24 protein-coding genes are annotated in these 25,872 nt (G+C 70.9%); 22 read left to right on the top strand and 2 right to left on the bottom strand.

Annotated features, from left to right (window positions below):
- From SALPAC6_RS0109315 to SALPAC6_RS27515, 8 genes are all read left to right on the top strand, one after another.
- Entirely contained in the window at window positions 1-1,392 is a 1,392-nt protein-coding gene (locus SALPAC6_RS0109315; RefSeq protein WP_018253149.1) for an O-antigen ligase family protein, read from the top strand.
- Complete coding sequence (locus SALPAC6_RS0109310) at window positions 1,389-2,966, top strand: lipopolysaccharide biosynthesis protein (protein WP_018253148.1); 1,578 nt, start codon at window positions 1,389-1,391, stop codon at window positions 2,964-2,966. Before SALPAC6_RS0109315 ends, SALPAC6_RS0109310 begins: the two co-directional genes overlap by 4 nt.
- A gap of 8 nt (window positions 2,967-2,974) precedes the next feature.
- A complete protein-coding gene (locus SALPAC6_RS0109305) occupies window positions 2,975-3,874 on the top strand; it encodes a sulfotransferase domain-containing protein (RefSeq protein WP_018253147.1) in 900 nt (299 codons plus the stop codon).
- Window positions 3,874-5,136: a hypothetical protein gene (locus tag SALPAC6_RS0109300; RefSeq protein WP_018253146.1), complete on the top strand. Its 1,263-nt coding sequence runs from the start codon at window positions 3,874-3,876 to the stop codon at window positions 5,134-5,136. Before SALPAC6_RS0109305 ends, SALPAC6_RS0109300 begins: the two co-directional genes overlap by 1 nt.
- A 102-nt stretch (window positions 5,137-5,238) precedes the next feature.
- Window positions 5,239-5,721, top strand: a complete 483-nt coding sequence (locus SALPAC6_RS0109295) for a glycosyltransferase family protein (protein WP_018253145.1) — start codon at window positions 5,239-5,241, stop codon at window positions 5,719-5,721.
- 149 nt (window positions 5,722-5,870) lie between these two features.
- On the top strand, window positions 5,871-6,443 hold the full coding sequence (locus tag SALPAC6_RS0109290; protein WP_223874266.1) for a glycosyltransferase: 573 nt from the start codon (window positions 5,871-5,873) through the stop codon (window positions 6,441-6,443).
- Window positions 6,440-7,378, top strand: a complete 939-nt coding sequence (locus tag SALPAC6_RS0109285) for a glycosyltransferase family 2 protein (protein WP_050563490.1) — start codon at window positions 6,440-6,442, stop codon at window positions 7,376-7,378. Before SALPAC6_RS0109290 ends, SALPAC6_RS0109285 begins: the two co-directional genes overlap by 4 nt.
- A 93-nt stretch (window positions 7,379-7,471) precedes the next feature.
- Window positions 7,472-8,215 carry a DUF1990 domain-containing protein gene (locus SALPAC6_RS27515; RefSeq protein ID WP_317889033.1) on the top strand — a complete coding sequence of 248 codons (744 nt, stop codon included), beginning with the start codon at window positions 7,472-7,474 and terminating at the stop codon, window positions 8,213-8,215.
- Between the two features lie 36 nt (window positions 8,216-8,251).
- Here SALPAC6_RS27515 and SALPAC6_RS0109280 read toward each other — a convergent pair whose 3' ends face one another.
- Window positions 8,252-9,517, bottom strand: coding sequence for a cation:proton antiporter (locus tag SALPAC6_RS0109280; RefSeq protein WP_018253142.1), 1,266 nt, complete (start codon window positions 9,515-9,517; stop codon window positions 8,252-8,254).
- Between the two features lie 155 nt (window positions 9,518-9,672).
- Between SALPAC6_RS0109280 and aroC the strand changes: the two genes are divergently transcribed.
- The 6 genes from aroC to nusB all read left to right on the top strand — a co-directional run bounded on the left by aroC (window position 9,673) and on the right by nusB (window position 14,035).
- Window positions 9,673-10,851, top strand: a complete 1,179-nt coding sequence (gene aroC / locus SALPAC6_RS0109275) for a chorismate synthase (RefSeq protein ID WP_033666522.1) — start codon at window positions 9,673-9,675, stop codon at window positions 10,849-10,851.
- Entirely contained in the window at window positions 10,851-11,354 is a 504-nt protein-coding gene (locus tag SALPAC6_RS0109270; RefSeq protein ID WP_018253140.1) for a shikimate kinase, read from the top strand. The genes aroC and SALPAC6_RS0109270 overlap by 1 nt, the downstream gene beginning before the upstream one ends.
- A gap of 92 nt (window positions 11,355-11,446) precedes the next feature.
- Entirely contained in the window at window positions 11,447-12,520 is a 1,074-nt protein-coding gene (aroB, locus tag SALPAC6_RS0109265; RefSeq protein WP_026189470.1) for a 3-dehydroquinate synthase, read from the top strand.
- Window positions 12,517-12,948 (top strand): type II 3-dehydroquinate dehydratase, encoded by a 432-nt coding sequence (gene aroQ, locus SALPAC6_RS0109260; protein ID WP_018253138.1) that lies wholly within the window; start codon window positions 12,517-12,519, stop codon window positions 12,946-12,948. Before aroB ends, aroQ begins: the two co-directional genes overlap by 4 nt.
- A 95-nt stretch (window positions 12,949-13,043) precedes the next feature.
- A complete protein-coding gene (gene efp, locus SALPAC6_RS0109255; protein WP_011905742.1) occupies window positions 13,044-13,601 on the top strand; it encodes an elongation factor P in 558 nt (185 codons plus the stop codon).
- A 23-nt stretch (window positions 13,602-13,624) separates the two neighbouring features.
- Entirely contained in the window at window positions 13,625-14,035 is a 411-nt protein-coding gene (gene nusB / locus SALPAC6_RS0109250; protein WP_188115247.1) for a transcription antitermination factor NusB, read from the top strand.
- Between the two features lie 100 nt (window positions 14,036-14,135).
- Here the strand turns inward: nusB and bldD are convergent, their stop codons facing one another.
- Window positions 14,136-14,624 carry a transcriptional regulator BldD gene (gene bldD / locus SALPAC6_RS0109245; RefSeq protein ID WP_018253136.1) on the bottom strand — a complete coding sequence of 163 codons (489 nt, stop codon included), beginning with the start codon at window positions 14,622-14,624 and terminating at the stop codon, window positions 14,136-14,138.
- 284 nt (window positions 14,625-14,908) lie between these two features.
- On the opposite strand from bldD, the gene pyrR reads away from it, so the two are divergent.
- From pyrR to pyrF, 8 genes are all read left to right on the top strand, one after another.
- The gene (gene pyrR, locus SALPAC6_RS0109240; RefSeq protein ID WP_018253135.1) at window positions 14,909-15,490 is read left to right on the top strand and encodes a bifunctional pyr operon transcriptional regulator/uracil phosphoribosyltransferase PyrR; all 582 of its coding nucleotides are present in this window, start codon (window positions 14,909-14,911) and stop codon (window positions 15,488-15,490) included.
- Window positions 15,491-15,548: 58 nt separating this feature from the next.
- A complete protein-coding gene (locus tag SALPAC6_RS0109235; protein ID WP_018253134.1) occupies window positions 15,549-16,475 on the top strand; it encodes an aspartate carbamoyltransferase catalytic subunit in 927 nt (308 codons plus the stop codon).
- On the top strand, window positions 16,472-17,749 hold the full coding sequence (locus tag SALPAC6_RS0109230; protein ID WP_018253133.1) for a dihydroorotase: 1,278 nt from the start codon (window positions 16,472-16,474) through the stop codon (window positions 17,747-17,749). Before SALPAC6_RS0109235 ends, SALPAC6_RS0109230 begins: the two co-directional genes overlap by 4 nt.
- Window positions 17,750-17,807: 58 nt before the next feature.
- Window positions 17,808-18,968: a glutamine-hydrolyzing carbamoyl-phosphate synthase small subunit gene (gene carA / locus SALPAC6_RS0109225; protein WP_026189469.1), complete on the top strand. Its 1,161-nt coding sequence runs from the start codon at window positions 17,808-17,810 to the stop codon at window positions 18,966-18,968.
- A complete protein-coding gene (carB, locus tag SALPAC6_RS0109220; RefSeq protein WP_018253131.1) occupies window positions 18,961-22,308 on the top strand; it encodes a carbamoyl-phosphate synthase large subunit in 3,348 nt (1,115 codons plus the stop codon). Before carA ends, carB begins: the two co-directional genes overlap by 8 nt.
- 43 nt (window positions 22,309-22,351) lie before the next feature.
- Entirely contained in the window at window positions 22,352-23,368 is a 1,017-nt protein-coding gene (locus SALPAC6_RS0109215; protein WP_018253130.1) for a quinone-dependent dihydroorotate dehydrogenase, read from the top strand.
- Between the two features lie 115 nt (window positions 23,369-23,483).
- Window positions 23,484-24,758 carry an adenosylmethionine--8-amino-7-oxononanoate transaminase gene (locus tag SALPAC6_RS0109210; RefSeq protein WP_018253129.1) on the top strand — a complete coding sequence of 425 codons (1,275 nt, stop codon included), beginning with the start codon at window positions 23,484-23,486 and terminating at the stop codon, window positions 24,756-24,758.
- A gap of 106 nt (window positions 24,759-24,864) precedes the next feature.
- Window positions 24,865-25,701 (top strand): orotidine-5'-phosphate decarboxylase, encoded by an 837-nt coding sequence (gene pyrF, locus SALPAC6_RS0109205; RefSeq protein WP_018253128.1) that lies wholly within the window; start codon window positions 24,865-24,867, stop codon window positions 25,699-25,701.
- Window positions 25,702-25,872 lie beyond the last annotated feature (171 nt).

Below are 25,872 nucleotides of genomic sequence, written 5' to 3'. Positions count from 1 at the left end.
ATGCCCGTGGGCGGGACCCCGGCGACGAGCGAGCCGGCCGGGGACGGGGCCACCGAAGCCCTTCCGTCGCCACCCCCATTGCGGCTACCGATCTGGCCACTGGCGCTGATGTTCGGCTTGGTGCCGATCTGGTGGCTGGCCGGCGCGTTCTATCTGGGCTGGCCGCTGCTGGGCGCGGTGCTGCTGGCCCTGCTGCTGGTTCGGGGTCGGGTTCCGCTGCCGCCGGGAGCTGGGATCTGGCTGCTCTTCCTCGCCGTGGTCCTGGTCAGCGCTACTCGGCTGGGGTCGCCCCACTCGGTGTTGACCTTTGGGCTGCGGTTGGGCTTCTACGCCACCGCGCTGGTGGTCGGCGTCTACGTCTATGTGGTGGCCCGGGAGCGGGCGGCAGGCAGCGGGGTGCTCCTGCCCCTCTGCGCGTTCTGGCTCGGGTTGGTGGCGTTGGGCTGGCTGAGCGTGCTCGCACCTCGGCTCGGCATGACCACCCCGGTGGAGATCCTGCTGCCCGGCGCGATCGCCGCCGAACCATTCGTCCACGACATGGTCCACCTCTCCACCGCCGAGTACAGTGCCCGGTCGCTGAACCCGATCTACCGTCCCGCGGCGCCGTACGCGTACACCAACAACTACGGCAGCGCGTACGCGATGGTGTTGCCCGGTGTGGTCGCGGTGATCATGCTGCGGCGACGCGGGGTGCTGCGCTGGCTGCTGCTCGGGTCGTTGCCGCTCTCCCTGGTACCGGCTTTTCTCACGTTGAACCGAGCGATGTTCCTCAGCCTCGGCGTCGGCCTGCTGGTGCTCGGTATCCGGGCCGGCCGGCACGGCAACACCCGGGTGGCCACCTCGATTGTCGGCGTGTTGCTGGTGGGTCTCCTCGCCACCGTGTTCATCCCGGTCGCCCAGCTGATCGGGGACCGGGTCGGGAACAGCGGCACCAACACCGACCGGCTCGCCCTCTACCGGGCGGTGCTGGGGCGGGTCGGTGACTCGCCGTGGCTCGGCTACGGCGCTCCGGTGAACGTCGACACGGTCTCGGCCGAGGCGCCGATCGGCACCCAGGGGCAGTTGTGGATGGTGCTGTTCAGCCACGGGATCCCCGCCCTGTTCTGCTTTCTGGCCTGGTTCGTCGTGGCTGCTCGTTGCTGTGCCCGGGCGGCCTCGCCGGCGGGGCAGTGGCTGGCGATCGTCCCGGTGGTGTGCCTGGTGCAGATCCCCTTCTACGGCATGGCCAACCAGAACCTCGCCGTCGCCTTCTACGTGATCGCCTTCGCCATGGCGCGCACCGAGGACGAACTGGCACCACGGCCTCGTCCTTTGCGGGACACCGGTCCGGCTGGACCGGCACGAGGGCAGCCCCCGCCGCTGCCGACGATGCGTGGCAGGACGGCCGGATGACCGCCGGCACCGCTCCGGCCGCCTCGTCCGGCCGCACTGCCGGGCAGCCGGACGAGACGGAGCGCCGGGACAGTGCGCGCAGCGGGATCGCTGGGCTGCTCGGTGCGGCCACCAGCGGCCTCTTCGGCTTTGTCCTTGCGGTGGTGATCACCCGCGGCTACGGCCCCACCGGTTCCGGCGTCTTCTTCGCCGCGATCGGGGTGATCACAGTGGCCACCGCCGTGTGCACGCTGGGTGCCGAGACCGGTCTGCTGTGGGCGCTGCCGCGCCGCCGCATGGCCGGGCGGGGGGACGTCGCCCAGGTGCTGCCGGTGGCCCTACTCCCACCGTTCGTGGTTGCCGCCGTGGTCGCGCTGGCCGGGTTCTTCGCCGCCGACTCCCTGGCGCCCCGGGTGTTCGGCCCGGCCGCAGGGCCGGAGCTGCTGGCGGTGAGTTTCGCCGCCGTTCCGGTGGTCGTCCTCCTGACGCTGCTGCTCGCCGCCCTGCGGTGTGTCCGGCCGATCCGGGCGTACGTGTCGGTGCAGTTCTTTCTCCTACCGGTGGCCCGGCCGGTCCTGGTTGGCGGCGCGGTCCTGGTTGGCGGTGGCCTGGTGGCCGGCGTGTCCGCCTGGCTGGCTCCGGCCGCCCTGGCCCTGCTGGTCTGCCTGGCCCTGGTCGTGGGGCCGCTGGACGTCGGGCGTGGCGCCCGGCTCCGCCCCGAACCGCGGGACTGGTCAACCTTCTGGCGGTTCGCGCTGCCCCGGGCCGTCTCGGCCGCCATCGACGCCGGCAACCTGTGGATCGGGGTGCTGTTGACCTCGGCGCTCGCCGGGGCGGAGGAGGCCGGTGTGTTCGGTGCCGTCGGCCGGTACGTCCTCGCCGGCCAGCTCGCCATGCAGGGGCTGCGGGTGACGGTGGCCCCCCGGCTGTCCCGGCTGCTCGGCGCGGGCCAGACGGCCCTCGCGGCGGCCGTGCACCGGCAGCTGACCACCTGGGGGCTGGTGCTCTCCTGGCCGGTGTACCTGCTGCTCGCTGTCTTCGGGGTGGCCTTCCTGGAACTGTTCGGGCCCGACTTCACCGCCGGAGCCACCGCACTGACCGTCCTCGCGCTGGCCATGCTGGTGCGTACGGGCGTGGGCAACGTGCAGAGCCTGCTGCTGATGGGGGGCCGCAGTGGTCTGCACCTGGCAGCCACCCTGGGTGGGTTGCTGGTGACGGTCTCGCTTGGCCTGGTGTTGATCCCCGGGCACGGCGCCACCGGCGCGGCAGTGGCCTGGGCCGCGGGCATCCTCACCGAGAACCTCACCGCCGTGACGTATGCCTGGCTCGTGGTGCGGCACCCGCTGGTGGACCCGGTGCTGCTGCGCGCGGCGGCGAGCACCGCCGCCGTGGTGGGCTCCGCCGCCGGGGTGGGGGTGCTGGTCGGCGGGCGGGGCATTCCCGGGCTGCTGGTGGCGGTGGCGGTGCTGGTCGTCGGTGGGGTCGGGACGTTGTCCCGAATCCGTCCCGACGTCGGGGCGAGCTTGCGGCAACTGCGTGGGGGAGCGGTGGCCGTCCCGGCAGCTCCCGGCTTACCAGAGCAGAAGGACAGGTGAGGGCCGTCGTGTCGGTGATGCGTGATCGAGTGAAGCGGTTCGTGCCGAACCAGGTGACCGAGCGGGTGCGGGAGTCCCTTGTCGGCTACGGCGTGCAGACCAGCGACCGGCGGCCACTGCCAGACTTCCTCGTCATCGGCACCAAGCGGGGTGGCACCACATCCCTGTGGAACTACCTGATCCAGCATCCGCTGGTGCCGCGGCTCTTCCCGGCCTGGAACACGAAGTCCACGCACTACTTCGAGGAGCACTGGCGGCGTGGCGAGGCATGGTACCGCTCACACTTCCCGACTCGGCGCCAGCGGGCGGCGCTGGAGCGGCGGCACGGCGGCCCGGTCCGGACCGGTGAAGCCGCCCCGCTCTACATGTTCCACCCGCTCGCCGCCGAGCGGGTCGCGGCGCTGATGCCGTCGGTCAAGCTGGTCGTGCTGCTGCGCGATCCGGTGCAGCGGGCCTACTCGCACTGGAAGGAGCGGCGCACCCACGGCATCGAGCCGCTGGACTTCGCCGCCGCCCTCGGCGCCGAGCCGGGGCGCATCCGGGGGGAGCGGGAGCGGCTGGTTGCCGAGCCCGAGTACGTCAGTGAGGCGTACGACTGGTACAGCTACCGGGCCCGGGGCCGCTACCTCGAGCACCTTCAGCCGTGGCTGGACCGGTTCGACCGCACGCAGTTTCTCTTCCTGCGCAGCGAAGACCTCTATCGAGACGCCCGGTCAACGTACCGCCGTACCCTGTCCTTCCTCGGGCTGCCGGCCTACGACCTGGCGAGCTTCCAGGTCTACAACGACCGCCGCTCCGCGCCGCTGGACCCGGCACTTCAGGCGGAGCTGACGGCCTACTACCGCCCTTACAACGAGGCGCTGCGGCAGCGGCTCGGAATGGACCTCGACTGGTCGGGCGGCGCCTGATGACCGAGCCGGCCACCACCTCCGCCGACCCGCGGACCCGTACCGACGGGTTGGGTTGGGTCACCCGGGCGGTCTTCGGTGCCGAGCAGGTCGGGCTCACCGTGGACGGTGTGTCGCCGGCCGGGCATCGGGCGGTGGCGCGGTACGCGATTGTGCCCTCTGTGCAGCGGGCCCGGTTCTTGTTGCCGTTGGGTTCCCCGCGGGCGACGGCGGCGTCGCTGCTGGCGTACAACGCGCTGCGACCACCCCGGGTGCGGGCGGTGCGGGCGGTTCTCGGTGGGCTCGCCCGGCTCGGTGGGATGGAGTTGGCCCGGTTCCCGGTTCTGACCGTGTCGCTGCCCGACGCGGCCGCCGTGGACGAGGCGCTGCTCGTCCACCGACTCGCCGCCCTGCTGGGTGGGGGAGCCGCATACGCGGCGTGTGGGGTGCGACCGCCGGATCCGAACCACAAGCCGACCCTGCAGCTGTTCGCTCCGAATGGCCGTCCGCTCGGCTTCGCGAAGATCGGCTGGAACGACGCCACCCGGGTCCTGGTGACCGCCGAGGCGGCGGCCCTGCGGGAACTACCCGCGTTGGCCCGGGTGGCGAACCACCCGGTGGCGCCACGGCTGCTGGCCGAGCTTCGGTGGGCCGGGCGGTCCGTCGCGTTGGTGCAGCCGCTGCCGCCGGCGGTCCGTGGTCTGTCCACCACTGCCGAGCCCGAGGTAGCCGCGATGCTCGCGGTGGCTCGCCGGGGCCGCCCGCCCGCCCCGCTTCGGCCACTGGCCGGATCGCGCTTCCTGGCTCGGCTCACCCGGACCGCGCACCGGGCCGCCGCCACGATGCCGGCCGACACCCGGGCGATCGTGGCGGTGGCGGGGCTCGCCTCGCGGCATGGGGAGACCCGGGTCGAGTTCGGGCACTGGCATGGCGACTGGGTCCCGTGGAATCTCGGCCGGCATGCCGGCCGGCTGGTCGCCTGGGACTGGGAGCACAGCGCCGCGGACGTCCCGGTCGGCTTCGACCTGGCGCACGACGCGTTCCAACGGGCCCTGGTGCTGCGGGGTTCCTCCGTCGCCGCCGCGGCCAGCACTGTTGATCTTCAACTCCGGCGGTACGGCGACGCGCTCGGCCTGAATCAGGCTGGGCAGCGCCTGGTGGCTGAGGCGTACCTGCTGGAGCTGTGGCTGCGGACCTGGCGTCTGGCCAATGCCGGGGCGGGCTGGAACCCCGCGCTGCACCCCGCTCTGCTGGAGCTCCTCGTGCAGCGGGACCACTGGTGACAGTCCAGTTTCCCGATGTCCCCACCGCGCGATACGTGGTCTGCTTTCGCAAGCCATCGATCGAGGCCGAAGCGGATCGAAGAAAGCGGACGGTGAGGCTGCATGGAGACGTACCCCAAGGGCCGCGGCGACTCCCCGGTCCTGCTGCTCGTCGGATCGAGTGGCGGGCACCTGGCCCAGCTGCTGGCGTTGCGTTCCTGGTACGAGCGCTGGCGTCGCTGCTGGGTGACCTTCGGCACCCCGGACGCGCTCTCCCGGCTCGCGGGGGAAGAGGTTGTCCCGGCGCACCACCCGACCACCCGCAACGTGCCCAACCTGGTGCGCAACGTGGTGCTGGCGGTACGGGTCCTGCGGCGGCGTCGGGTCGCCGCGGTGGTGACGACCGGAGCCGGGGTTGCGGTGCCGTTCGTGGTCTTCGCCTGGCTGCGGCGAGTTCCCACCGTCTATGTCGAGGTGTACGACCGGATCGACACCCCGACCCTGACCGCGCGCCTGTGCCGCCCGTTTCTCTCCGCGATGCTCGTGCAGTGGGAGGAGCAACGCCGGCACTACCCGGAGGCCACTGTGGTGGGGCCGCTGCTGTGAACGCGGAGGTGCGGCGAAGCGACGACGAACGATGCCAGGTTTCGTCAGCCAGGGTGGAGGGGATGCGTGAGTACGAGGCGAGTCGTGGCACCGTTGGGTCTGAGTCCAGCCACGTCCCCCGGCAACGGAACCGGTCTGGTGTCGGTCGGATGCAGGTGTTGGTCGTCGTCGGTACCGACAAGCACCCGTTTGACCGGCTGGTCGACTGGCTGCGGGGTTGGCAACCCACAGTCGCAGATCGAGTGGTGCTGACCGTACAACATGGTCATACCGGAGCGGCCGACGTTCCCGGCGCGGTGGCCTTTCTGGGGCACGACGAGCTCCAGGCGGCGATCTCCACGGCTGACCTCGTGATCTGTCATGGTGGCCCGGCCACCATCCTGGAGGTCCGTCGGTGCGGCCGGGTGCCGATCGTGGTCCCCCGGGATCCGTCCCACGGCGAACACGTTGACGACCACCAACTGCGGTTCGCGCGTCGGCTCGGGGCGGCGGGCCTGGTGGTGGTGTGCGAGAGCCGAGCGGCGTTCGTGGCGGAGCTCACCGCTGGTCTGGCCGAGCCGTCCCGGTTCACCGTCCGGGCGGACCCGGATGCGGCCCGGGCACGGGAGGCCGCCGTGGCCCGGGTCGGGGAGACCGTGGAGCGGCTGGTGGCCGCGGCGAACGGCCGACGGTCCTGGTGGCGGCCGTGGTCACGGTCGCCGCGGGGCGGAGCGCGAGGATGACCGCGCTGCCGCGGGTGACCGCACGGCCGAGGGTGAGTGTGGTGGTGCCCACCCGGGACCGCCCGGAGTCGCTGCGGGCCGCGGTCCGCGCCATCCTTGACCAGGGCTATCCGGGTGAGCTCGAGGTGGTCGTCGTGTATGACCGTTCGGAGCCGGATCCGACCCTGGCCGAGCTGTCCCGACCGGATCGACCGGTGTGGATCACCGAGAACGGTCGGACACCGGGCCTCGCGGGTGCCCGCAACACCGGTACCCTGGCCGCCACCGGCGAGTTGATCGCCTTCTGCGACGACGACGACGAGTGGCTGCCTGGCAAGCTGTCGGCGCAGGTCGAGGCGCTCACCACCACTCCGGGCGCCGAGCTCGTCTCGTGTGGCATCCGGGTGAGCTACGACGGACACACCGTCGACCGGTCGCTGTCTCGGGACCGGATCACTCTCGCGGACCTGCTGCGGGACCGGATGACCGAGCTGCACCCGTCGACGTTCCTCATCCGTGCCGCCGCGCTCCACGACGGCTTCGGATTGGTCGACGAGGAGATTCCGGGCAGCTACGCGGAGGACTACGAGTTCCTGCTGCGGGCGGCCCGCAGCGCACCGTTGGTCAACCTGCGCACCCCGCTGGTGCTGGTGCGTTGGCACAAACGGTCGTATTTCGCGCAGCGTTGGGACACCATCTCGGCGGCGCTGCAGTGGCTGCTGGACCGCTACCCGGAGTTTGGCACCCAGCCGGCCGGTGCGGCCCGGGTGGCGGGGCAGATCGCCTTCGCCCGCGCCGCGTCCGGCGACCGCCAGGGCGCGTTGAGCTGGGCACGCCACACCCTCCGGTGTAACCCGCGCGAGCCACGGGCCTACCTGGCGCTCGCGGTGGCCGGGCGGCTGGTCCGGGCGGACGCGGTACTGCGCATGCTGCACAAGCGCGGCCGGGGAATTTAGGCCACAGACCGCCCACTCATCCCGTACCAGCCGCGAGAGCAGCGACCCCTGTTGACGGTCTGGCTCTCCGACACCTTTCCCGACCTTGCCGAGATGAACGTGCCAGACCCCGGTGGACGGGTGGAAGGCTGGGCAACGGTGCCGGTCCGACCGGCACACGTGCACATGGTGAATGTAGAACCGTTCATTGCGATTCGAAAATCGCCCCCCCCGGGGGTGATCGGTGCGCGGGTTCACCAAGATCGGGGGCGTCGGGTCGTGGTGTTATGCTGGCATTGCGGGTGCGATCAAATAATGTGTGGCCTTGTCTTTGGGGTGACCGTATTGGAGTGGGATGATCTAACCTACCCGGAGGTTGGTGCGTCCGCGGGCGTTCTTCCGTCCGGGTATCGGCACGTCCACCGTGGCGCCTTTCTTGGTGCGGATGCTCGGGTTTTTGACAGGGCTGTTCACGCATTGCTTTCGTGGCGCATGCACCGTCGGGCTGGGATCAGCATTGATCGCCCAGATCTGCGGCCGGAGCCGGGTGTGGACTTTCGGTTGAGGATCGGGTGGCGAGGACTGCTGGTGCAGGCTCCCTGCCGTGTCGTCTACACGATTGACGAGAGTGATCGTGTTGGATTTGCCTACGGTACGTTGCCGGGGCATCCTGAGTGTGGCGAGGAGGCATTTCTGGTTCGTCTTGACGGGGCCGGGAGGTCATCTTTCGAGATACGAGCCTTTTCGCGGCCGGATTCGCTGACTGCTCGAATAGCTGGGCCGCTGGGTCGGTTCGCGCAGGATGTAATAACGTCGAGATATCTTGGCGCGATGCGGTCCCTGTCCAGGGCCGCCTGACCGGCTCGCACCACTCCCGACAGTCCGGGAAGCAGCCTACGGCGGCGGCTGATCCCCGTCGCCGTGGCGTTCTCGCCGATCGACGGAGGCCGCCCGCAGTCGTTCATACCATTGGGGGGTCATCGCCGGGTCGAAGATCCGGGCGACCAGGATGTCGGTTGACGAGTGCGCCAGGATCGACAACACGACGGTCAGCGCCACCAGGTGGAACACCTCGTCTCCCGCGGCGATACCGGCCTGGAGCACGAGCAGGCCGTAGACCACCGACGCGAAACCCTTCGGGCCGAACCACATGGCGGCGAACTGCTCGGTGCGGCTCAGATTCGTACCGAGGAACGACACCGCGAGCGCGAGTGGGCGGGCCACCACGATGGCCAACACCGCGAAGACCCAGCCGGTCCAGTTGATTTCACTGAGGAACCTCACCGAGATCAGGGCGCCGAACACCAGCAGGGCAGCGAGCTTGAACACCTCGGCGACCAGCTCGCCGAGATGTTCGAAGCTCTCCCGCTGCCGCTCGCCGAAGGTGGCCACGGTGATGCCGGCGGCGAACGCGGCGAGGAAGAGGTTGGCGTGGGTGATCAGCCCCAGGGCGAGGACCAGGAGGCCGATCGCCACGCCGTTGAGGGGCTCGTACTGGGTGGAGGCGGAGAAGTACCGCCCCTTCTCCAACCGCAGGGCCAGCCATGGCACCGCCACCCCGATCACCAGGCCCAGGAGCAACTCGATGCCCAGCTCGTCGAGGTGCAGGTCGTCGGAGCCCTCGACGATCCCCAGGAAGAGGATGACGAACGGCAACGCGAGCCCGTCGTTGATGCCGGATTCGACGTTGAGCAGGTGCCGCAGTCGGCGCGGAACGCCCACGTTGCCAACCAGGGCGGCGGCGAAGACCGGGTCGGTGGGGGCCAGGACCGCCCCGATCAGCAGCGCCTCCGGCCAGTCGAGTCCGGCCACGTAGTGCGCCAACACGGCGGTGATCCCCAGGGTCAGCGGTAGCCCCCAGCCGAGCGCCCGCCCGGGCAGCCGCCACGCCGAGCGCAGGTCGGCGAAGCCGACTCGCATGCCGTCGGTGAAGAGCACGGTGAAGAGCGCCAGCTCGGCGAGGCCGGCGACGAGCTCGCTGTCGGCGGTGATCTCCAGGACACCGGTGGTGTCCGGACCGAGAAGGAAGCCGGCCAGGAGGAAGAGCACGGCGGTGGAGAGGATGCTGCGGTGCGCGAGGCTGGACAGCAGGACGGCCAGCAGCAGCACGGCTGCGAACGCGAGGAGCAGCACCGGGGCCTCCGGGTGGGTCGAAACCACGTCGTCGCCGACCAGACTTCCGGGAGGGCCGCCATGATCGTACGGATTCCCTCCCAACGGGGTGATCGTGACCGTCCCGCGGACAGCCGTGTCCGCAGGGCGGGACGGGGCGGGTGTGGCACCTGGTGCCGACCGGGCGTGCCAGACTGACCGTTGTGTTGCGCTGGTTGACTGCAGGGGAATCACACGGTCCCGCCCTCGTCGCGTTGCTCGAGGGGGTCCCGGCCGGGGTCGAGGTGACCACCGAGGAGATCGCTGGTGAGCTTGCCCGGCGTCGACTCGGCTATGGGCGGGGCGCCCGGATGGCGTTCGAGCAGGACGAGATCGAGATCATCGGCGGGCTGCGGCACGGGGTGACCCTGGGCAGTCCCGTGGCGATCCGGGTCGGCAACTCCGAGTGGCCCAAGTGGCGCACGGTCATGGCCGCCGACCCGGTCGACTCGGCGGAACTGGCCGGGCAGGCCCGTAACGCGCCGTTGACCCGTCCCCGACCGGGGCACGCCGACCTGGCCGGCATGCAGAAGTACGGGCACACCGATGCCCGCCCGATCCTGGAGCGGGCCAGCGCCCGGGAGACGGCTGCCCGGGTCGCCGTCGGCACCGTCGCCAAGGCCCTGCTCCGGCAGGCGTTGGGCATCGAGGTCGTCTCGCACGTCGTGGAGCTGGGGACAGTCGCCACGAAGCCGGGGCTGCGACCCAGCCCGGCCGACGCCGAGCGGATCGACGCGGACCCGCTGCGCTGTCTGGACCCGGAGGCGAGCCTCCGGATGGTCGCCGAGGTTGACGCGGCAAAGAAGGACGCCGACACGCTCGGCGGCGTGGTCGAGGTGCTGGCGTACGGGGTGCCCCCGGGGCTCGGCAGCCACGTGCAGTGGGACCGGAAGCTAGATGCCCGGTTGGCCACCGCGTTGATGTCCATTCAGGCGATCAAGGGGGTGGAGATCGGCGACGGCTGGCAGCAGGCGCGTTCCCGGGGCTCTGTCGCGCACGACGAGATCATCCCCACCGCGACCGGTGTGCGGCGAGTCACCGACCGGGCCGGCGGCCTGGAGGGGGGCATCACCACCGGGGAGCCGCTGCGGGTGCGGGCCGCGATGAAGCCGATCTCCTCCCTGAACCGCGCCCTGTCGACGGTGGATATCACCTCCGGTGCGCCCGCCACCGCGATCAACCAGCGCTCGGACGTCTGTGCGGTTCCGGCCGCGGGGGTCGTCGCCGAGGCGATGGTGGCGCTGGTGCTGGCCGAGGCGGCGGTGGAGAAGCTCGGCGGCGACTCGGTGGCCGAGCAGCGCCGAAACCTCGCCGGCTACCTCGACGCGCTGGTCGTCCGCTGATGGCGCCGGTCTGCGTCCTGGTCGGCGCACCCGGCTCGGGTAAGACCACCGTCGGGCGGGCGCTCGCCGAATTGCTCGGAGTGGGGTTCCGGGACACCGATCTCGACATCGAGGCGATGGCGGGCAAGCCGATCTCGGAGATCTTCATCGACGAGGGGGAGGAACACTTCCGTACCCTGGAACGGGCGGCGGTGGCGACGGCGCTCGCCACCGCCGACGGCGTGCTCGCCCTCGGCGGTGGTGCCGTGCTCGCCGAACAGACCCGGTCCGCGCTGGCTGGGCAGACCGTCGTGTACCTGTCGGTGGAGCTGCCCGACGCGGTCCGCCGGGTCGGTCTCGGCGCGGGGCGTCCCCTGCTCGCGGTCAACCCCCGGGCCACCCTCAAACATCTGCTGGAGCAGCGCCGGCCGCACTACGCCGCGGTGGCGACCGCGACGGTGGTGACCGACGGCCGGACGCCGGAGCAGCTCGCGGCCGAGGTCGCCGCGCTGTTCCCCGCCTGACCGGCACTGTGGGTCAGCCGGGCGGTCAACGGTTGCGGGACGCGGTGCCCGTCGCCGCGATCGGCCCGGTCGCCTCAGCTAGGCTGCCCGCGATGAACGAGATGACCCGGATCGTGGTTGGTGGTGACCGACCCTACGACGTGCTGGTGGGGCGGGACCTGGTCGACCCGCCACAGTTGCTGCCGGGCGCGCAGCGGCTGGCCGTGCTGTACGCGTCGCCGATGCGGGGCCGGGCCGAGCAGCTGGCGGAGCGGACCCGGGCGGCCGGGGTGACGCCGCTGCTGGTCGAGGTGCCGGACGCGGAGGCGGGCAAGCAGATCGAGGTCGCCGCCAGCTGTTGGGAACGGCTCGGTGCGGCGGGCTTCACCCGCGCCGACGCCGTCGTTGGCGTGGGCGGCGGCGCGGTCACCGACCTGGCTGGCTTCGTCGCGGCCTGCTGGCTGCGCGGGGTGCGCTGGGTGCCGGTGGCGACGTCGCTGCTGGGCATGGTTGACGCGGCGGTGGGTGGTAAGACCGGGATCAACACCTCCACCGGCAAGAACCTGGTCGGCGCCTTCCACCCACCGGCCGGGGTGATCTGTGACCTGACCGCGCTGGACAGCCTCTCCCCGGCCGACCTGGCTGCGGGAATGGCCGAGGTGGTCAAATGTGGTTTCATCGCCGATCCGGTGATCCTGGAGTTGGTCGAGCGGGATCCCGCCGTCGCCGTTGACCCGGCGGGGCCGGTGCTCCGGGAGCTGATCGAGCGGGCGATCCGGGTCAAGGCGCAGGTCGTCGCCGGTGACCTTCGCGAGTCGGGAGCCCGGGAGATACTGAACTACGGGCACACCCTGGCGCACGCCATCGAGAAGGTGGAGGGCTACCGCTGGCGGCACGGGGACGCGGTCGCGGTGGGGCTGGTCTACGCGGCGACCCTGGCCCAGCTCGAAGGCCGGCTGGACGCGCGGACCGCGCAGCGGCACCGAGCGGTGGTGGAGGCGCTCGGCCTGCCCACCGGATATCGGGCGGAGGCCTGGCCGGACCTGCTCGCCACGATGCGGGTGGACAAGAAGGCGCGGGGCAGCATCCTGCGCTTCGTGGTGTTGGCCGGGCTCGCCCGCCCGACGATTCTCGAGGCGCCCGCCGACGATCTGCTGTACGCCGCCTACCAGGAGATTGCCGAATGAGGGTGTACGTGCTCAACGGGCCCAATCTGGGCCGCCTGGGCACCCGGCAACCGGAGGTCTACGGCACCACCACCTACGCCGACCTGGTCGAGCTGTGCCAGCAGACCGGGCGGGAGCTGGGGTTGGAGGTGGTCGTCCGGCAGACCGACGCCGAGCATGAGCTGCTCGGCTGGCTGCACGAGGCTGCTGACCTGGGCGCGTGCGTGGTGCTCAATCCCGCTGCCTGGTCGCACTACTCGATCGCGGTACGGGACGCCTGTGCCCTGCTGCGTGCCCCGCTGGTCGAGGTGCACCTCTCCAACATCCATGCCCGGGAGGCGTTCCGGCACCACTCGGTGGTCTCGGCAGTGGCGACCGGGGTGATCTGTGGGCTGGGCGTGGACGGCTACCGCCTGGCTCTGCATCACCTGGCGGCCCGGGCTCGCTGACCGCCGGCAGGGCGCGGCTTGCTCGGGCGAGCCTGCCCAAACGCGGCCTAGTAGACTTGCTGGGTCTGTCCGCCACCTTATGATCAAGGCAGGAAATGGCCACCACCAACGACCTGAAAAACGGCATGGTACTCAACCTCGACGGTGAGCTCTGGGCCGTCGTCGAGTTCCAGCACGTCAAGCCCGGAAAGGGTGGTGCGTTCGTGCGCACCACGCTGAAGAACGTGCTCTCCGGCAAGGTGGTCGACAAGACCTTCAATGCGGGCACCAAGGTCGAGACCGCCACCGTCGACAAGCGTACGATGCAGTACCTGTACGCCGACGGCGAGGATTTCGTCTTCATGGACCTGGAGACGTTCGACCAGATCAATGTGCTCGGCGACACGGTCGGCGAGGCTGCGAACTACCTGCTGCCCGAGGCCGAGGCGACTGTCGCCACCCACGAGGGGGTGCCGCTCTACGTGGAGCTGCCGACCAGCGTGGTGCTCGAGATCACGTATACCGAGCCGGGCCTCCAGGGAGACCGTTCGACCGGTGGTAGCAAGCCGGCCACGGTCGAGACCGGCGCGACCGTGCAGGTGCCGCTCTTCATCACCACCGGCGAGAAGATCAAGGTCGACACCCGCGACGGCCGTTACCTCGGCCGCGCCTGATGGCCGAGGGGCCCAAGCAGCAGATGCCGGCGCGCCGCAAGGCGCGGAAACGGGCGCTGGACGTGCTCTTCGAGGCGGACCTGCGGGGCCGTCCACCGGTTGAGGTGCTCGCCGGCTACGTGGAGCGGATCGAGAAGCCCCGACCGGAGCACCTGGGCTACGCGGTCGGCCTGGTGGAGGGGGTCGCTGCCCACCTGGACCGGGTTGACGAGCTGATCGCCAGCTACGCCGAGGGGTGGACGCTGGACCGGATGCCGACTGTTGATCGCAACCTCGCCCGGATCGCGGTCTACGAGCTGCTCTACGTGGACGAGATCGACGACGCGGTGGCGATCAGCGAGGCGGTGGAGTTGGCGCGGCAGATGTCGACCGACGATTCACCGCGGTTCCTCAACGGCATCCTCGGCCGGATCGCGGAGTACACCACCCGGTAGCCACCCGGGGTGCTGGCTCGGCAGCGAGCTGGCCGGAAGCGAGACCGGATGGTCGAAAGGGCCCGTGCCGCTCGGCACGGGCCCTTTCGGGTGGCGCTACTCAGGAGGCGAAGAACGCCCTGGGGTCGGCGACCAGGACCCCGTGCTCGTTCAGCCGCTCGATCAGGCCAGACGGCGACGCGTCGTAGACGATCGCCAGGGCACGCAGGTCGTCGGCGCGGATCGACAGCACCCGGCCGTTGTAGTCGCCGCGTTGCTGCTGAATCGCGCGGGCGTACCGGGCGACATAGGCGAGCTCCTCCGAGGCCTCGTCGTAGAGCCGCTCGAGGTCCAGCACGATCTTGCTGGTTGGCTCGTGGCGGACACCACTGCCGTCGGGCAGCAGCTCGGAGACGGGAACACGGTAGAAATCGGCCAGCTCGGCTAGGCGGGACACGGTGACGGCTCGGTCGCCGCGCTCGTAGGAGCCGACCACGACGGCCTTCCACCGTCCGTTGGACTTTTCCTCTACGCCCTGCAGGGAAAGGCCCTGCTGTTGGCGAATGGAGCGCAGGCGGGCGCCCAGCGACTTGGCGTACTCAGAGGGCATTCAGACACTCCCAGTGCTGCTCGGGGTTCTCCCGTCGATCGCTACGGAGCGTGACGGTACGGGGATTGGGACAGCCGGTCAAGTGGTCGTGAACTTTCCCGTTTCATCCTGGGGGAGTTGTCCCAGTTTCGCCGTTCTGTCGCCGGGCCCTCGGCCCGCGACGGTCGAGACGGTGACCACTGGTAACGTTGCCCGAAGCCCCGGCCCGGTCCGTTCGCGGTTCGCGCCGGTCACTCCGACATCCTTTAACGACCCGTCCCGTGAGGCGGGGAAGGAGGTCTGCCGTGGCGTACCCACCGGCTGCCCATTCGACGACCACCCGACAACCCTCGGTGAAGGTGATACTCACCAGCGCCGACGTGCAGCGCGTGGTGGACCGCATCGCCCACCAGATCCTCGAGAAGACCCAGGGTGCCCAGCAGACTGTGCTGCTCGGGATCCCCACCCGGGGAGTACCGCTCGCCCGGCGGCTCGCCGCCCGGATCAGCGCCTTTGAGGGGGTGGATGTCCCGGTCGGCGTGCTCGACATCACCCTCTACCGGGACGACCTGCGTCAGCACGGCACCCGCGCGGTCGGCCCCACCGACGTGCCCCCCGGCGGCATCGACGGCCAGCGAGTCGTCCTCGTCGACGATGTCCTCTTCTCCGGCCGCACCGTGCGGGCGGCGCTCGACGCGCTGAACGACGTCGGTCGTCCAGCATCGGTGCAGCTCGCCGTCCTGGTCGATCGCGGTCACCGGGAGCTGCCCATCCGCGCCGACTACGTGGGCAAGAACATCCCGACCGCCCTCGCGGAGAGTGTCCGGGTCACCCTGGCCGAGCCCGACGGCGTGGACGAGGTCCGGCTCTACGGCGGTGCCCGGTGAGCCCGCGGGGCGCGGCGCGGCGCCGTCTGCTGGTCACGACCGGAAGGGAGCTCGGCGCATGATCCGTCACCTGCTCTCCAGCGCCGACCTGGACGCTGGCACCGCCCTCCAGATCCTGGACACCGCCGCCGAGATGGCGACCGTGGCCGGGCGGGAGGTCAAGAAGCTGCCGGCGCTGCGCGGTCGGACCGTGGTGAACCTCTTCTACGAGGACTCCACCCGGACCCGGATCTCCTTCGAGGCCGCCGCCAAGCGGCTCAGCGCCGATGTGATCAACTTTTCGGTCAAGGGCTCCAGCGTCGCCAAGGGCGAGAGCCTCAAGGACACCGCGCTCACCCTCCAGGCGATGGGCGCCGACGCCGTCGTCGTCCGACACCCCGCCTCCGGCGCCCCATACCAGTTGGCCGACTGGATCGACGGCTCGGTCGTCAACGCCGGCGACGGTACCCACGAGCACCCCACCCAGGCGCTACTCGACGCGTACACGATGCGTTCCCGGCTGGGCCGGCTCGCCGGTCTGTCGGTGGCGGTGGTCGGTGACGTGCTGCACAGCCGGGTGGCGCGCTCCAATGTCCTGCTGCTCTCCACCCTCGGCGCCAAGGTCACCCTGGTCGGCCCGCCCCCGCTGATCCCGGTGGACATCGCCGCGGCCCTCGCGCCCGGCACCGCCGTCTGCTACGACCTGGACTCGGTGCTGCCGCAGTCGGACGTGGTCATGATGCTGCGGGTGCAGCGGGAGCGCATGAACGACTCCTACTTTCCGTCCGCCCGCGAGTACGCCCGCCGTTACGGCCTGGACGGCTCGCGGATGCGGCGGCTGCCGGAGCACGCGATCGTGATGCACCCCGGCCCGATGAACCGGGGCATGGAGATCACCTCCGAGGTGGCCGACTCGCCCCGCTCCACCATTGTCGAACAGGTCGCCAACGGCGTCTCCGTCCGGATGGCCGTCCTCTACCTGCTACTCGGAGGGAACAACCGGTGACCGCGTATCTGATCACCAACGTGAGCGTCCTCGGCGCCGCGCCGACCGACCTGCTGATCCGCGACGGCGTCGTGGCCGAGACCGGCGTGGGCCTGACGGCCGCCGGCGCGGTCGTGGTCGACGGCACCGGCCTGGTCGCCCTGCCCGGCCTGGTGGACCTGCACACCCATCTACGCGAGCCCGGCCGGGAAGACGCCGAGACCGTCGAGACCGGCTCTCGGGCCGCGGCGCTCGGCGGCTACACGGCGGTCTGCGCGATGGCGAACACCTCTCCGGTCGCCGACACCGCCGGTGTGGTGGAGCAGGTCTGGCGGCTGGGTCGGGAGGCCGGGCTGGTGGACGTGCAGCCGATCGGCGCCGTCACGGTCGGGCTGGCCGGCGAGCGCCTGGCCGAGTTGGGCGCGATGGCCGACTCCGCCGCCCGGGTCCGGATCTTCTCCGACGACGGACACTGCGTCGCCGACCCGCGGTTGATGCGCCGGGCCCTGGAATACGTGAAGGCGTTCGACGGCGTCGTTGCCCAGCACGCCGAGGAGCCACGGCTGACCGAGGGCGCCCAGATGCACGAGGGGGAGATCTCCACCCGCCTCGGCCTGACTGGTTGGCCGGCGGTCGCCGAGGAGGCGATCATCGCCCGGGACGTGCTGCTCGCCGAGCACGTGGGGAGCCGCCTGCACATCTGCCACGTCTCCACGGCCGGCAGCGTCGGGGTGCTGCGGCAGGCCAAGGCCCGCGGTGTTCGGGTCACCGCCGAGGTCACCCCGCACCACCTGTTGTTGACCGACGAGAAGGCGGTCACCTACGACCCGGTCTACAAGGTCAACCCGCCGCTGCGGACCGCCGCCGATGTCGCCGCGCTGCGCACCGCGCTGGCCGAGGGGGTCGTGGACATCGTCGCCACCGACCACGCCCCGCACGCCGTGGAGGACAAGGAGTGCGAGTGGGCGTACGCCCGGCCGGGCATGCTCGGCCTGGAGACGGCGCTCTCCATCACGCTGGACGTGCTCGGCCCGCGGTGGGACCTCATCGCCGAGCGGATGTCCCGCACCCCCGCCCGGATCGCTGGCCTCACCGAACACGGCCATGACCCGGCGCCGGGCGCACCGGCGAACCTGACCCTGGTGGATCCGGCGGCGCAGCGCGTGATCGAGCCGACCGAGTTGGCCAGCCGCAGCAGCAACACCCCGTACGCCCGCATGACGCTGCCGGGTCGCATCGTGGCGACCTTCCTGCGCGGCGAGGCGACGGTTCTGGACGGAAAGGCAGTGAAGTGATGCGAGTACGCAGTGCGGTGGGGCAGTGCCGCGTGACCCGGAGCGCGGGGTGCGCGGCGTGAGGCGGCGACCGGCGATTCTCGTCCTGGAGGACGGGCGCACGTTCCACGGCGAGGCGTACGGCAGCGTCGGGGAGACCTTCGGCGAAGCGGTCTTCAACACCGGAATGACCGGCTACCAGGAGACGCTCACCGATCCGTCCTACCACCGGCAGGTGGTGGTGCAGACCGCGCCGCACATCGGCAACACCGGGGTCAACGGCGAGGATGACGAGTCCGGCCGGATCTGGGTCGCCGGGTACGTGGTCCGTGATCCCGCCCGGATCGGCTCGAACTGGCGAGCCACCGGTGGTCTGGAGGACCGGCTCACCGCTGAGGGGGTGGTCGGCATCAGCGGTGTGGACACCCGGGCGCTCACCCGGCACCTGCGGGAGCGGGGCGCGATGCGGGCCGGGGTCTCCAGCGTGGAGACCGATCCGCAGGCGCTGCTGACCCGGGTCCGGCAGGCCCCACAGATGATCGGCGCGGACCTCTCCGCCGAGGTGACCACCCCGCAGCCGTACGTTGTCGAGGCCGAGGGGGAGCACCGGTTCACCGTCGCCGCCCTGGACCTCGGCATCAAGCGGAACGTGCCCCGGCGGCTCGCGGCGCGGGGTGTCACCACCCATGTCCTGCCGGCTCACTCGGGCATCGATGAACTGCGGGCCACCGGCGCGGATGCGATCTTCCTCTCGCCCGGCCCCGGTGACCCGGCGACCGCCGACGGCCCGGTGGCCCTGGCGCGCGCGGCGCTCGCCAGCGGGGTGCCGCTCTTCGGCATCTGCTTCGGCAGTCAGATCCTTGGTCGGGCGCTGGGATTCGGCACGTACAAACTTGGTTACGGCCACCGCGGGATCAACCAGCCGGTGCTCGACCGGGCCACCGGTAAGGTCGAGGTGACCAGCCACAATCACGGCTTCGCCGTCGCGTTCCCCGGCGCCGAGCCGGGGGCCGTCGTGCCGGACCGGGTGGTCGAGACCGAGTTCGGCGGAATCGAGGTCTCGCACGTCTGCCTCAACGACAACGTGGTCGAGGGGCTGCGAGCGCGTGACGTGCCCGCCTTCACCGTCCAGTACCACCCGGAGGCGGCGGCCGGTCCGCATGACGCGGACTATCTGTTCGACCGCTTCGCCGAGCTCATCGAGGGTCGCAACCACAGCGGGGGGCGCACGAATGCCTAAGCGGACCGACCTCAAACACGTCCTGGTGATCGGCTCCGGGCCGATCGTGATCGGGCAGGCCTGCGAGTTCGACTACTCCGGCACCCAGGCGTGTCGGGTACTACGCAGCGAGGGGATCCGGGTCAGCCTGGTCAACTCGAACCCAGCGACGATCATGACGGATCCGGAGTTCGCCGACGCCACGTACGTCGAGCCGATCACCCCGGAGTTCGTCGAGCTGGTCATCGCCAAGGAGCGGCCGGACGCGGTGCTGCCCACCCTGGGCGGCCAGACCGCGCTGAACACGGCGGTCGCGCTGCACGAGTCCGGGGTACTGGAGAAGTACGGCGTCGAGTTGATCGGCGCGAACATCGACGCGATTCGGCGCGGCGAGGACCGGCAGCTGTTCAAGGACGTGGTTGCCAAGGCGGCGGTTCGGATCGGGATCGAGGACCCCGCGACGCTGGTGCCGCGTTCCCGGGTCTGCCACTCGATGGACGAGGTCCGCGAGACCGTCGCCGAGCTGGGCCTGCCGGCGGTGATCCGGCCGTCGTTCACGATGGGCGGCCTCGGCTCCGGCATGGCCCACACCGATGCGGACCTGGAACGCATCGCCGGTGCCGGCCTGGCCGCCAGCCCGGTGCACGAGGTGCTCATCGAGGAGAGCGTGCTCGGCTGGAAGGAGTACGAGCTCGAGCTGATGCGCGACCGGCACGACAACGTCGTGGTGGTCTGCTCGATTGAGAACGTCGACCCGATGGGCGTGCACACCGGCGACAGCGTCACCGTGGCCCCGGCGATGACCCTCACCGACCGGGAGTATCAGCGTCTGCGGGACCTCGGCATCGCGGTGCTGCGCGAGGTGGGGGTGGACACCGGGGGCTGCAACATCCAGTTCGCGGTGAACCCGGCCGACGGCCGGATCGTGGTGATCGAGATGAACCCCCGGGTCTCCCGCTCGTCGGCGCTCGCCTCCAAGGCGACCGGCTTCCCGATCGCGAAGATCGCCGCGAGGCTGGCCATCGGCTACACCCTCGACGAGATCCCCAACGACATCACGCTGAAGACGCCGGCCGCGTTCGAGCCGACGTTGGACTACGTGGTGGTCAAGATTCCGCGCTTCGCGTTCGAGAAGTTCCCCGGCGCCGACCCGGAGCTGACCACCACCATGAAGTCGGTCGGTGAGGCGATGAGCCTGGGCCGCAACTTCACCGAGGCGCTGAACAAGGCGATGCGCTCGATGGAGACGAAGGCCGCCGGCTTCTGGACCGTGCCCGACCCGGCCGGTGCCACCCGGGAGGACACCCTCGCGGCGCTGCGGGTGCCGCACGACGGGCGGCTGTACACGGTGGAACGGGCGCTGCGGCTCGGCGCCTCGATCGCCGAGGTGGCGGCGGCCTCCGGCGGGATGGACCCGTGGTTCCTCGACCAGATCGTCGGCCTCGTTGAACTGCGGGCCGAGATCGTTGCCGCCCCGGTGCTCGATGGCGACCTGCTGCGCCGGGCCAAGTGGGCCGGGCTCTCCGACCGGCAGCTCGCCGCGTTGCGCCCGGAACTGGCCGCCGAGGACGGTGTGCGGACGCTGCGGCACCGGTTGGGCGTTCGGCCGGTCTACAAGACCGTGGACACCTGCGCGGCGGAGTTCGAGGCGATGACGCCCTACCACTACTCCACCTACGACGCGGAGACCGAGGTGGCCGGGTCGGACCGGCCCAAGGTGCTGATCCTCGGCTCGGGGCCGAACCGGATCGGGCAGGGAATCGAGTTCGACTACTCCTGTGTGCACGCCGTCATGGCGTTGCGGGACGTCGGATACGAGACGGTCATGGTCAACTGCAATCCAGAGACCGTCTCCACCGACTACGACACCGCGAACCGGCTCTACTTCGAGCCGCTGACCTTCGAGGACGTCCTCGAGGTGTGGCACGCCGAGGACTCCTCCGGCCGGGCGGCCGGAGGCCCCGGCGTGGTCGGGGTGGTCGTACAGCTTGGTGGCCAGACACCGTTGGGGCTGGCGCAGCGGCTCAAGGACGCCGGGGTGCCGGTCGTCGGGACCTCCCCGGAGTCGATTCACCTCGCCGAGGAGCGGGGCGCGTTCGGCGCGCTGCTGGCCCGCGCCGGGCTGCGGGCGCCGGCGCACGGCACCGCCATCTCGTACGACGAGGCGAAGACGATCGCCGCCGAGATCGGTTATCCGGTGCTGGTCCGTCCCTCGTACGTGCTCGGTGGTCGGGGCATGGAGATTGTCTACGACGACGCCACGCTGCGTGACTACATCGGCCGGGCCACCGACATCTCCCCGGATCATCCGGTGCTGGTGGACCGGTTCCTCGATGACGCCATCGAGATCGACGTGGACGCGCTCTGCGATGCCGCCGGTGAGGTCTACCTCGGTGGCGTGATGGAGCACATCGAGGAGGCCGGTATCCACTCCGGCGACTCCTCCTGCGCGTTGCCGCCGATCACCCTGGCCAGTTCCCACGTCGCCGAGGTCCGCCGGTACACCGAGGAGATCGCCCGAGGTATCGGCGTGCAGGGCCTGCTCAACGTGCAGTACGCCCTCAAGGACGACCAGCTCTGGGTGCTCGAGGCCAACCCGCGTGCGTCCCGGACCGTGCCGTTCGTCTCGAAGGCCACCGCGGTGCCGTTGGCCAAGGCAGCGGCTCGGATCGCGCTCGGTGCCACCATCGCCGAGCTGCGCGCCGAGGGCCTGTTCCCCGCCGACGGCGACGGCGGCACCCTGCCCGCGGATGCGCCGATCGCGGTCAAGGAGGCGGTGCTTCCGTTCAAGCGGTTCCGCACCCCGACCGGGAAGGGGATCGATTCGCTGCTCGGGCCGGAGATGAAGTCCACCGGCGAGGTGATGGGCATCGACACGGCCTTCGGGTACGCCTTCGCCAAGTCGCAGTCGGCCACGTACGGCTCGTTGCCGACCGGCGGGAAGATCTTCGTCTCGGTCGCCAACCGGGACAAGCGTGGCATGATCTTCCCGATCATGCGCCTGGCTGACCTGGGCTTCCAGCTGATCGCCACCACGGGCACCGCTGAGGTGCTGCGCCGACACGGCGTCGCCTGCGAGCAGGTCCGCAAGCACTACGAGTCGGGGGAGAGCGAGGACGCGGTCTCGCTGATCCGGTCTGGCGAGGTGGTGCTCGTGGTGAACACCCCGCAGGGCTCGGGAGCGAGCGCCCGCTCGGATGGCTACGAGATCCGCAGTGCCGCCGTGACGGCGGACATCCCCTGCATCACGACCGTCCCGGGCGCCGCCGCCGTGGTGATGGCGGTCGAGGCCCGGGTCCGTGGTGACATGGTGGTCCGTCCGCTGCAGGCGCTGCACGCCTCGCTGCGGAGCGCTCGGTGAGCCCGAGCGGGCCGATGTCGCGCACCCGGCCGGGGAGGATGGGGTGATCTTCGAACGGGTGGTGCGGCCGCGGCTGTTCCGGCTCGGGGGCGGGGACGCGGAGATGGCGCACGAGTTCACGGTGCGGCGGCTGGCCGGCCTGGCCCGGGTGCCCGCGGCGCTGGCCGTGCTCCGGGCCCGGTACGGCGTTTCGGCTCCCCGAACGGTGTTCGGGCTCCGCTTCCCGAACCCGGTCGGGCTGGCCGCCGGGATGGACAAGAACGGGGTGGCGCTGCCGGCCTGGCCGGCGTTGGGCTTCGGCTTCGTCGAGGTGGGTACGGTCACTGCGCATCCGCAGCCCGGCAACCCACGGCCGCGGCTGTTTCGGCTACCCGACAGCCGGGCGGTGGTGAACCGGATGGGCTTCAACAACGCCGGCGCCGAGGCGCTCGCGGCGCGGTTGGCGGCGCTGCCCCGCCCGCTCGGGGTGCCGCTGGGTATCTCCCTCGGCAAGTCCAAGGTCACCCCGCTCGAGGAGGCGGTTGCGGACTACCAGGCGTCGTACCAGGCCCTGCGCGCGTACGGTGACTACTTCGCGGTCAACGTCTCCTCGCCGAACACACCGGGGCTACGTGCGCTGCAGGACCGGGCGCACCTGGACGCTCTGCTGGCCGCTCTGGTCGGTGAGAAGCCGGTGTTGGTGAAGATCGCCCCAGACCTTCCGGATTCGGCCATCGCGGAGCTGCTGGAGGTCTGCCTGGCGCGGGGGGCGGCGGGGGTGATCGCCACGAACACCACGCTCTCCCGAGCCGGCCTCGCCCCTGCTGACCAGGCCGGTGGCGCTGAGACGGGTGGGCTCTCCGGCCGTCCGCTGGCGCACCGGGCCCGGGAGGTGGTCTCCTTCGTGCACTCCGAGACCGGCGGCCGGCTGCCGATCATCGGCGTCGGCGGCATTCTCACTCCGGACGACGCCGAGCGCATGTTCGACGCGGGCGCGTCGTTGGTGCAGCTCTACACCGGCTTCATCTACCAGGGGCCGGCCTTGGTGCGGGCTGCCGCGGTGGCGGCCCGGACACCGTGACACCGTGCGGGCTACTCGCCCGGTAGCTCTGCGGACCGCTCGCCGGTCACCGGCCGGGCCACCGGGACCCGAGGGCCGGTTGACCCGGTGACCGGCTAGTGAGGAGGCGACGTCGTTGACCCCGGAGGAGATCAGCGCCGCGGACGCGGCCCACGTGTGGCATCCGTACGCGGCGCTGCCCCCGGCCACCCCGCCGTACGTCGTGCAGAGCGCGGCCGGGGTGCGGCTGCAACTGGCCGATGGGCGGGAACTGGTTGACGGGATGTCGTCGTGGTGGGCGGCGATCCACGGCTACCGGCACCCGGTGTTGGATGCGGCCGTGACCGATCAGCTCGGCCGGATGAGCCATGTGATGTTCGGTGGGCTCACCCACGAGCCGGCCGTCACCCTGGCCCATACCCTCGTCGAGCTGGCACCGGATGGGTTGGAGCAGGTATTCCTGGCCGACTCCGGCTCGGTGAGTGTCGAGGTGGCCGTCAAGATGTGCCTGCAGTTCCAGCGGGCCACCGGTCGGCCGGAACGCCGGCGGCTGGGTACCTGGCGGGGTGGCTACCACGGCGACACCTTCCACCCGATGAGTGTCTGTGACCCGGAGGGGGGCATGCACCACCTCTGGGGGGATCTGCTGCCCCGGCAGGTCTTCGCGCCGGTGCCACCGGCGGGGTTCACCGCACCGCCGGATCCGGCGTACGAGGCGGCCCTGGCGGACGCGGTCGCCCGGCACGCCCACGAACTGGCCGCGGTGATTGTCGAGCCGGTGGTCCAGGGGGCCGGTGGCATGCGGTTTCACCACCCGCGCTACCTACAGGTGCTGCGGGAGGTCACCCGTGCCCACGGGGTTCTGCTCATCTTTGACGAGATCGCCACTGGTTTCGGTCGTACCGGGGCGATGTTCGCCGCCGAGCACGCTGGCGTGACACCGGACGTGCTCTGTGTGGGCAAGGCGCTCACCGGGGGGTACCTCACCCTGGCCGCCGCGCTGTGCACCGCGGAGATCGCCCGTGGGATCTCCGCGGTCGGTGTGCTCGCGCATGGTCCGACCTTCATGGGTAATCCGCTCGCCTGTGCGGTGGCGAACGCCTCTCTCGGCCTGCTGCGGGCCGGAGACTGGCCGGCGCAGGTGGCGCGGATCGAGACGGGTCTGCGGGCCGGTCTGGAGCCGCTACGGGCGGTGCCGGGCGTCGTTGACGTCCGAGTGCTCGGTGCGATCGGCGTGGTGCAGCTCGACCATGAGGTGGACCTGCCGGCGGCGACCGCCGCCGCGGTCGCCGCCGGCGTCTGGCTGCGACCGTTCCGGGATCTGGTTTACACCATGCCCCCGTACGTCACCGCAGACGCCGATCTGGCCCGGATCACCGCCGGGATCGCCGCCGCGGCGCGGGCGGGCTGATCTGCCGGCTGGGGGAAGGGCGGGCGGTGCGGAGCCCGCCGGGTGCGGGCGGCATCAGCCGCCCGCCGAGACGATGCGTGCGCGGCACGCACGAGGGAGGTCTGCCATGGAGAGCTTCGGCGCCCGGTTGCATCGGGCGGTTGGCGAGCGGGGTCCGCTCTGCGTGGGCATCGACCCGCATCCGGGTCTGCTCGCGCGGTGGGGCCTCGAGGACGACGTTCGCGGGCTGGAGCGGTTCGCGGGCACGGTCGTGGAGGCGTTGGGTGACCGGGTCGCGGTGGTCAAACCGCAGTCGGCTTTCTTCGAGCGGTTCGGCGCTCGGGGCGTGGCGATCCTGGAGTCAACTATCCGACAGTTACGCGCGGCTGGTTCGCTCGTCCTCCTTGACGCCAAGCGTGGCGACATCGGCTCGACGGTCGCCGCGTACGCCTCCGCGTACCTTGACTCATCGAATCCACTGCATGTCGACGCGGTGACGGTGAGCCCGTATCTCGGCGTTGGTGCGCTCGCCCCGATGTTCGAGCTGGCCGCCGTGCAGGGTGGTGGGGTCTTCGTGCTGGCGCTCACCTCCAATCCCGAGGGCGCTGCGGTGCAGCGGGCTCGTACCGCCGACGGGCGGACCGTCGCGCAGCTGGTGATCGATGAGATTGCCCAGCTCAACGCTGGTGCGCAACCACTGGGCAGCATGGGGCTGGTGGTGGGGGCGACCATCGGTGAGACGGGTCACGATCTTACCGGGGTCAACGGCCCGCTGCTCGCTCCAGGCCTGGGCGCGCAGGGCGCCAGCGCCGCCGACCTACGGGTGGTCTTCGGCTCCAGCCTGCCCGAAGTGCTCCCCACGTACTCCCGTGAGGTGCTGGCCGCGGGGCCCGATCCGGCGGCCCTGCGCGGCGCTGCGGAACGGGTGTTGGGCGACTGCCGGGCGGCTTTGACCGGTTCGTGACTGACTGACTGCTCGGTCACTTTCCGCCGATCTTCGCGTGCCCACGTTGCCGAATGCGCCGTTGACCGCTAGTTTTCCCCGCGCTGGGAACCTTGGGCCTCCCTGGTTCGCAGCGACACCACGTTTCACAGTGCGGCGGTGCATTCGCCCGTCGCGATAGGGACCTGAGGA

Origin of the sequence: Salinispora mooreana (genome assembly GCF_000379065.1) — a bacterium.
In the GTDB taxonomy this organism is placed as follows: Bacteria; Actinomycetota; Actinomycetes; order Mycobacteriales; family Micromonosporaceae; genus Micromonospora; species Micromonospora mooreana.
This window is presented reverse-complemented; position numbering and strand designations above follow the sequence as displayed.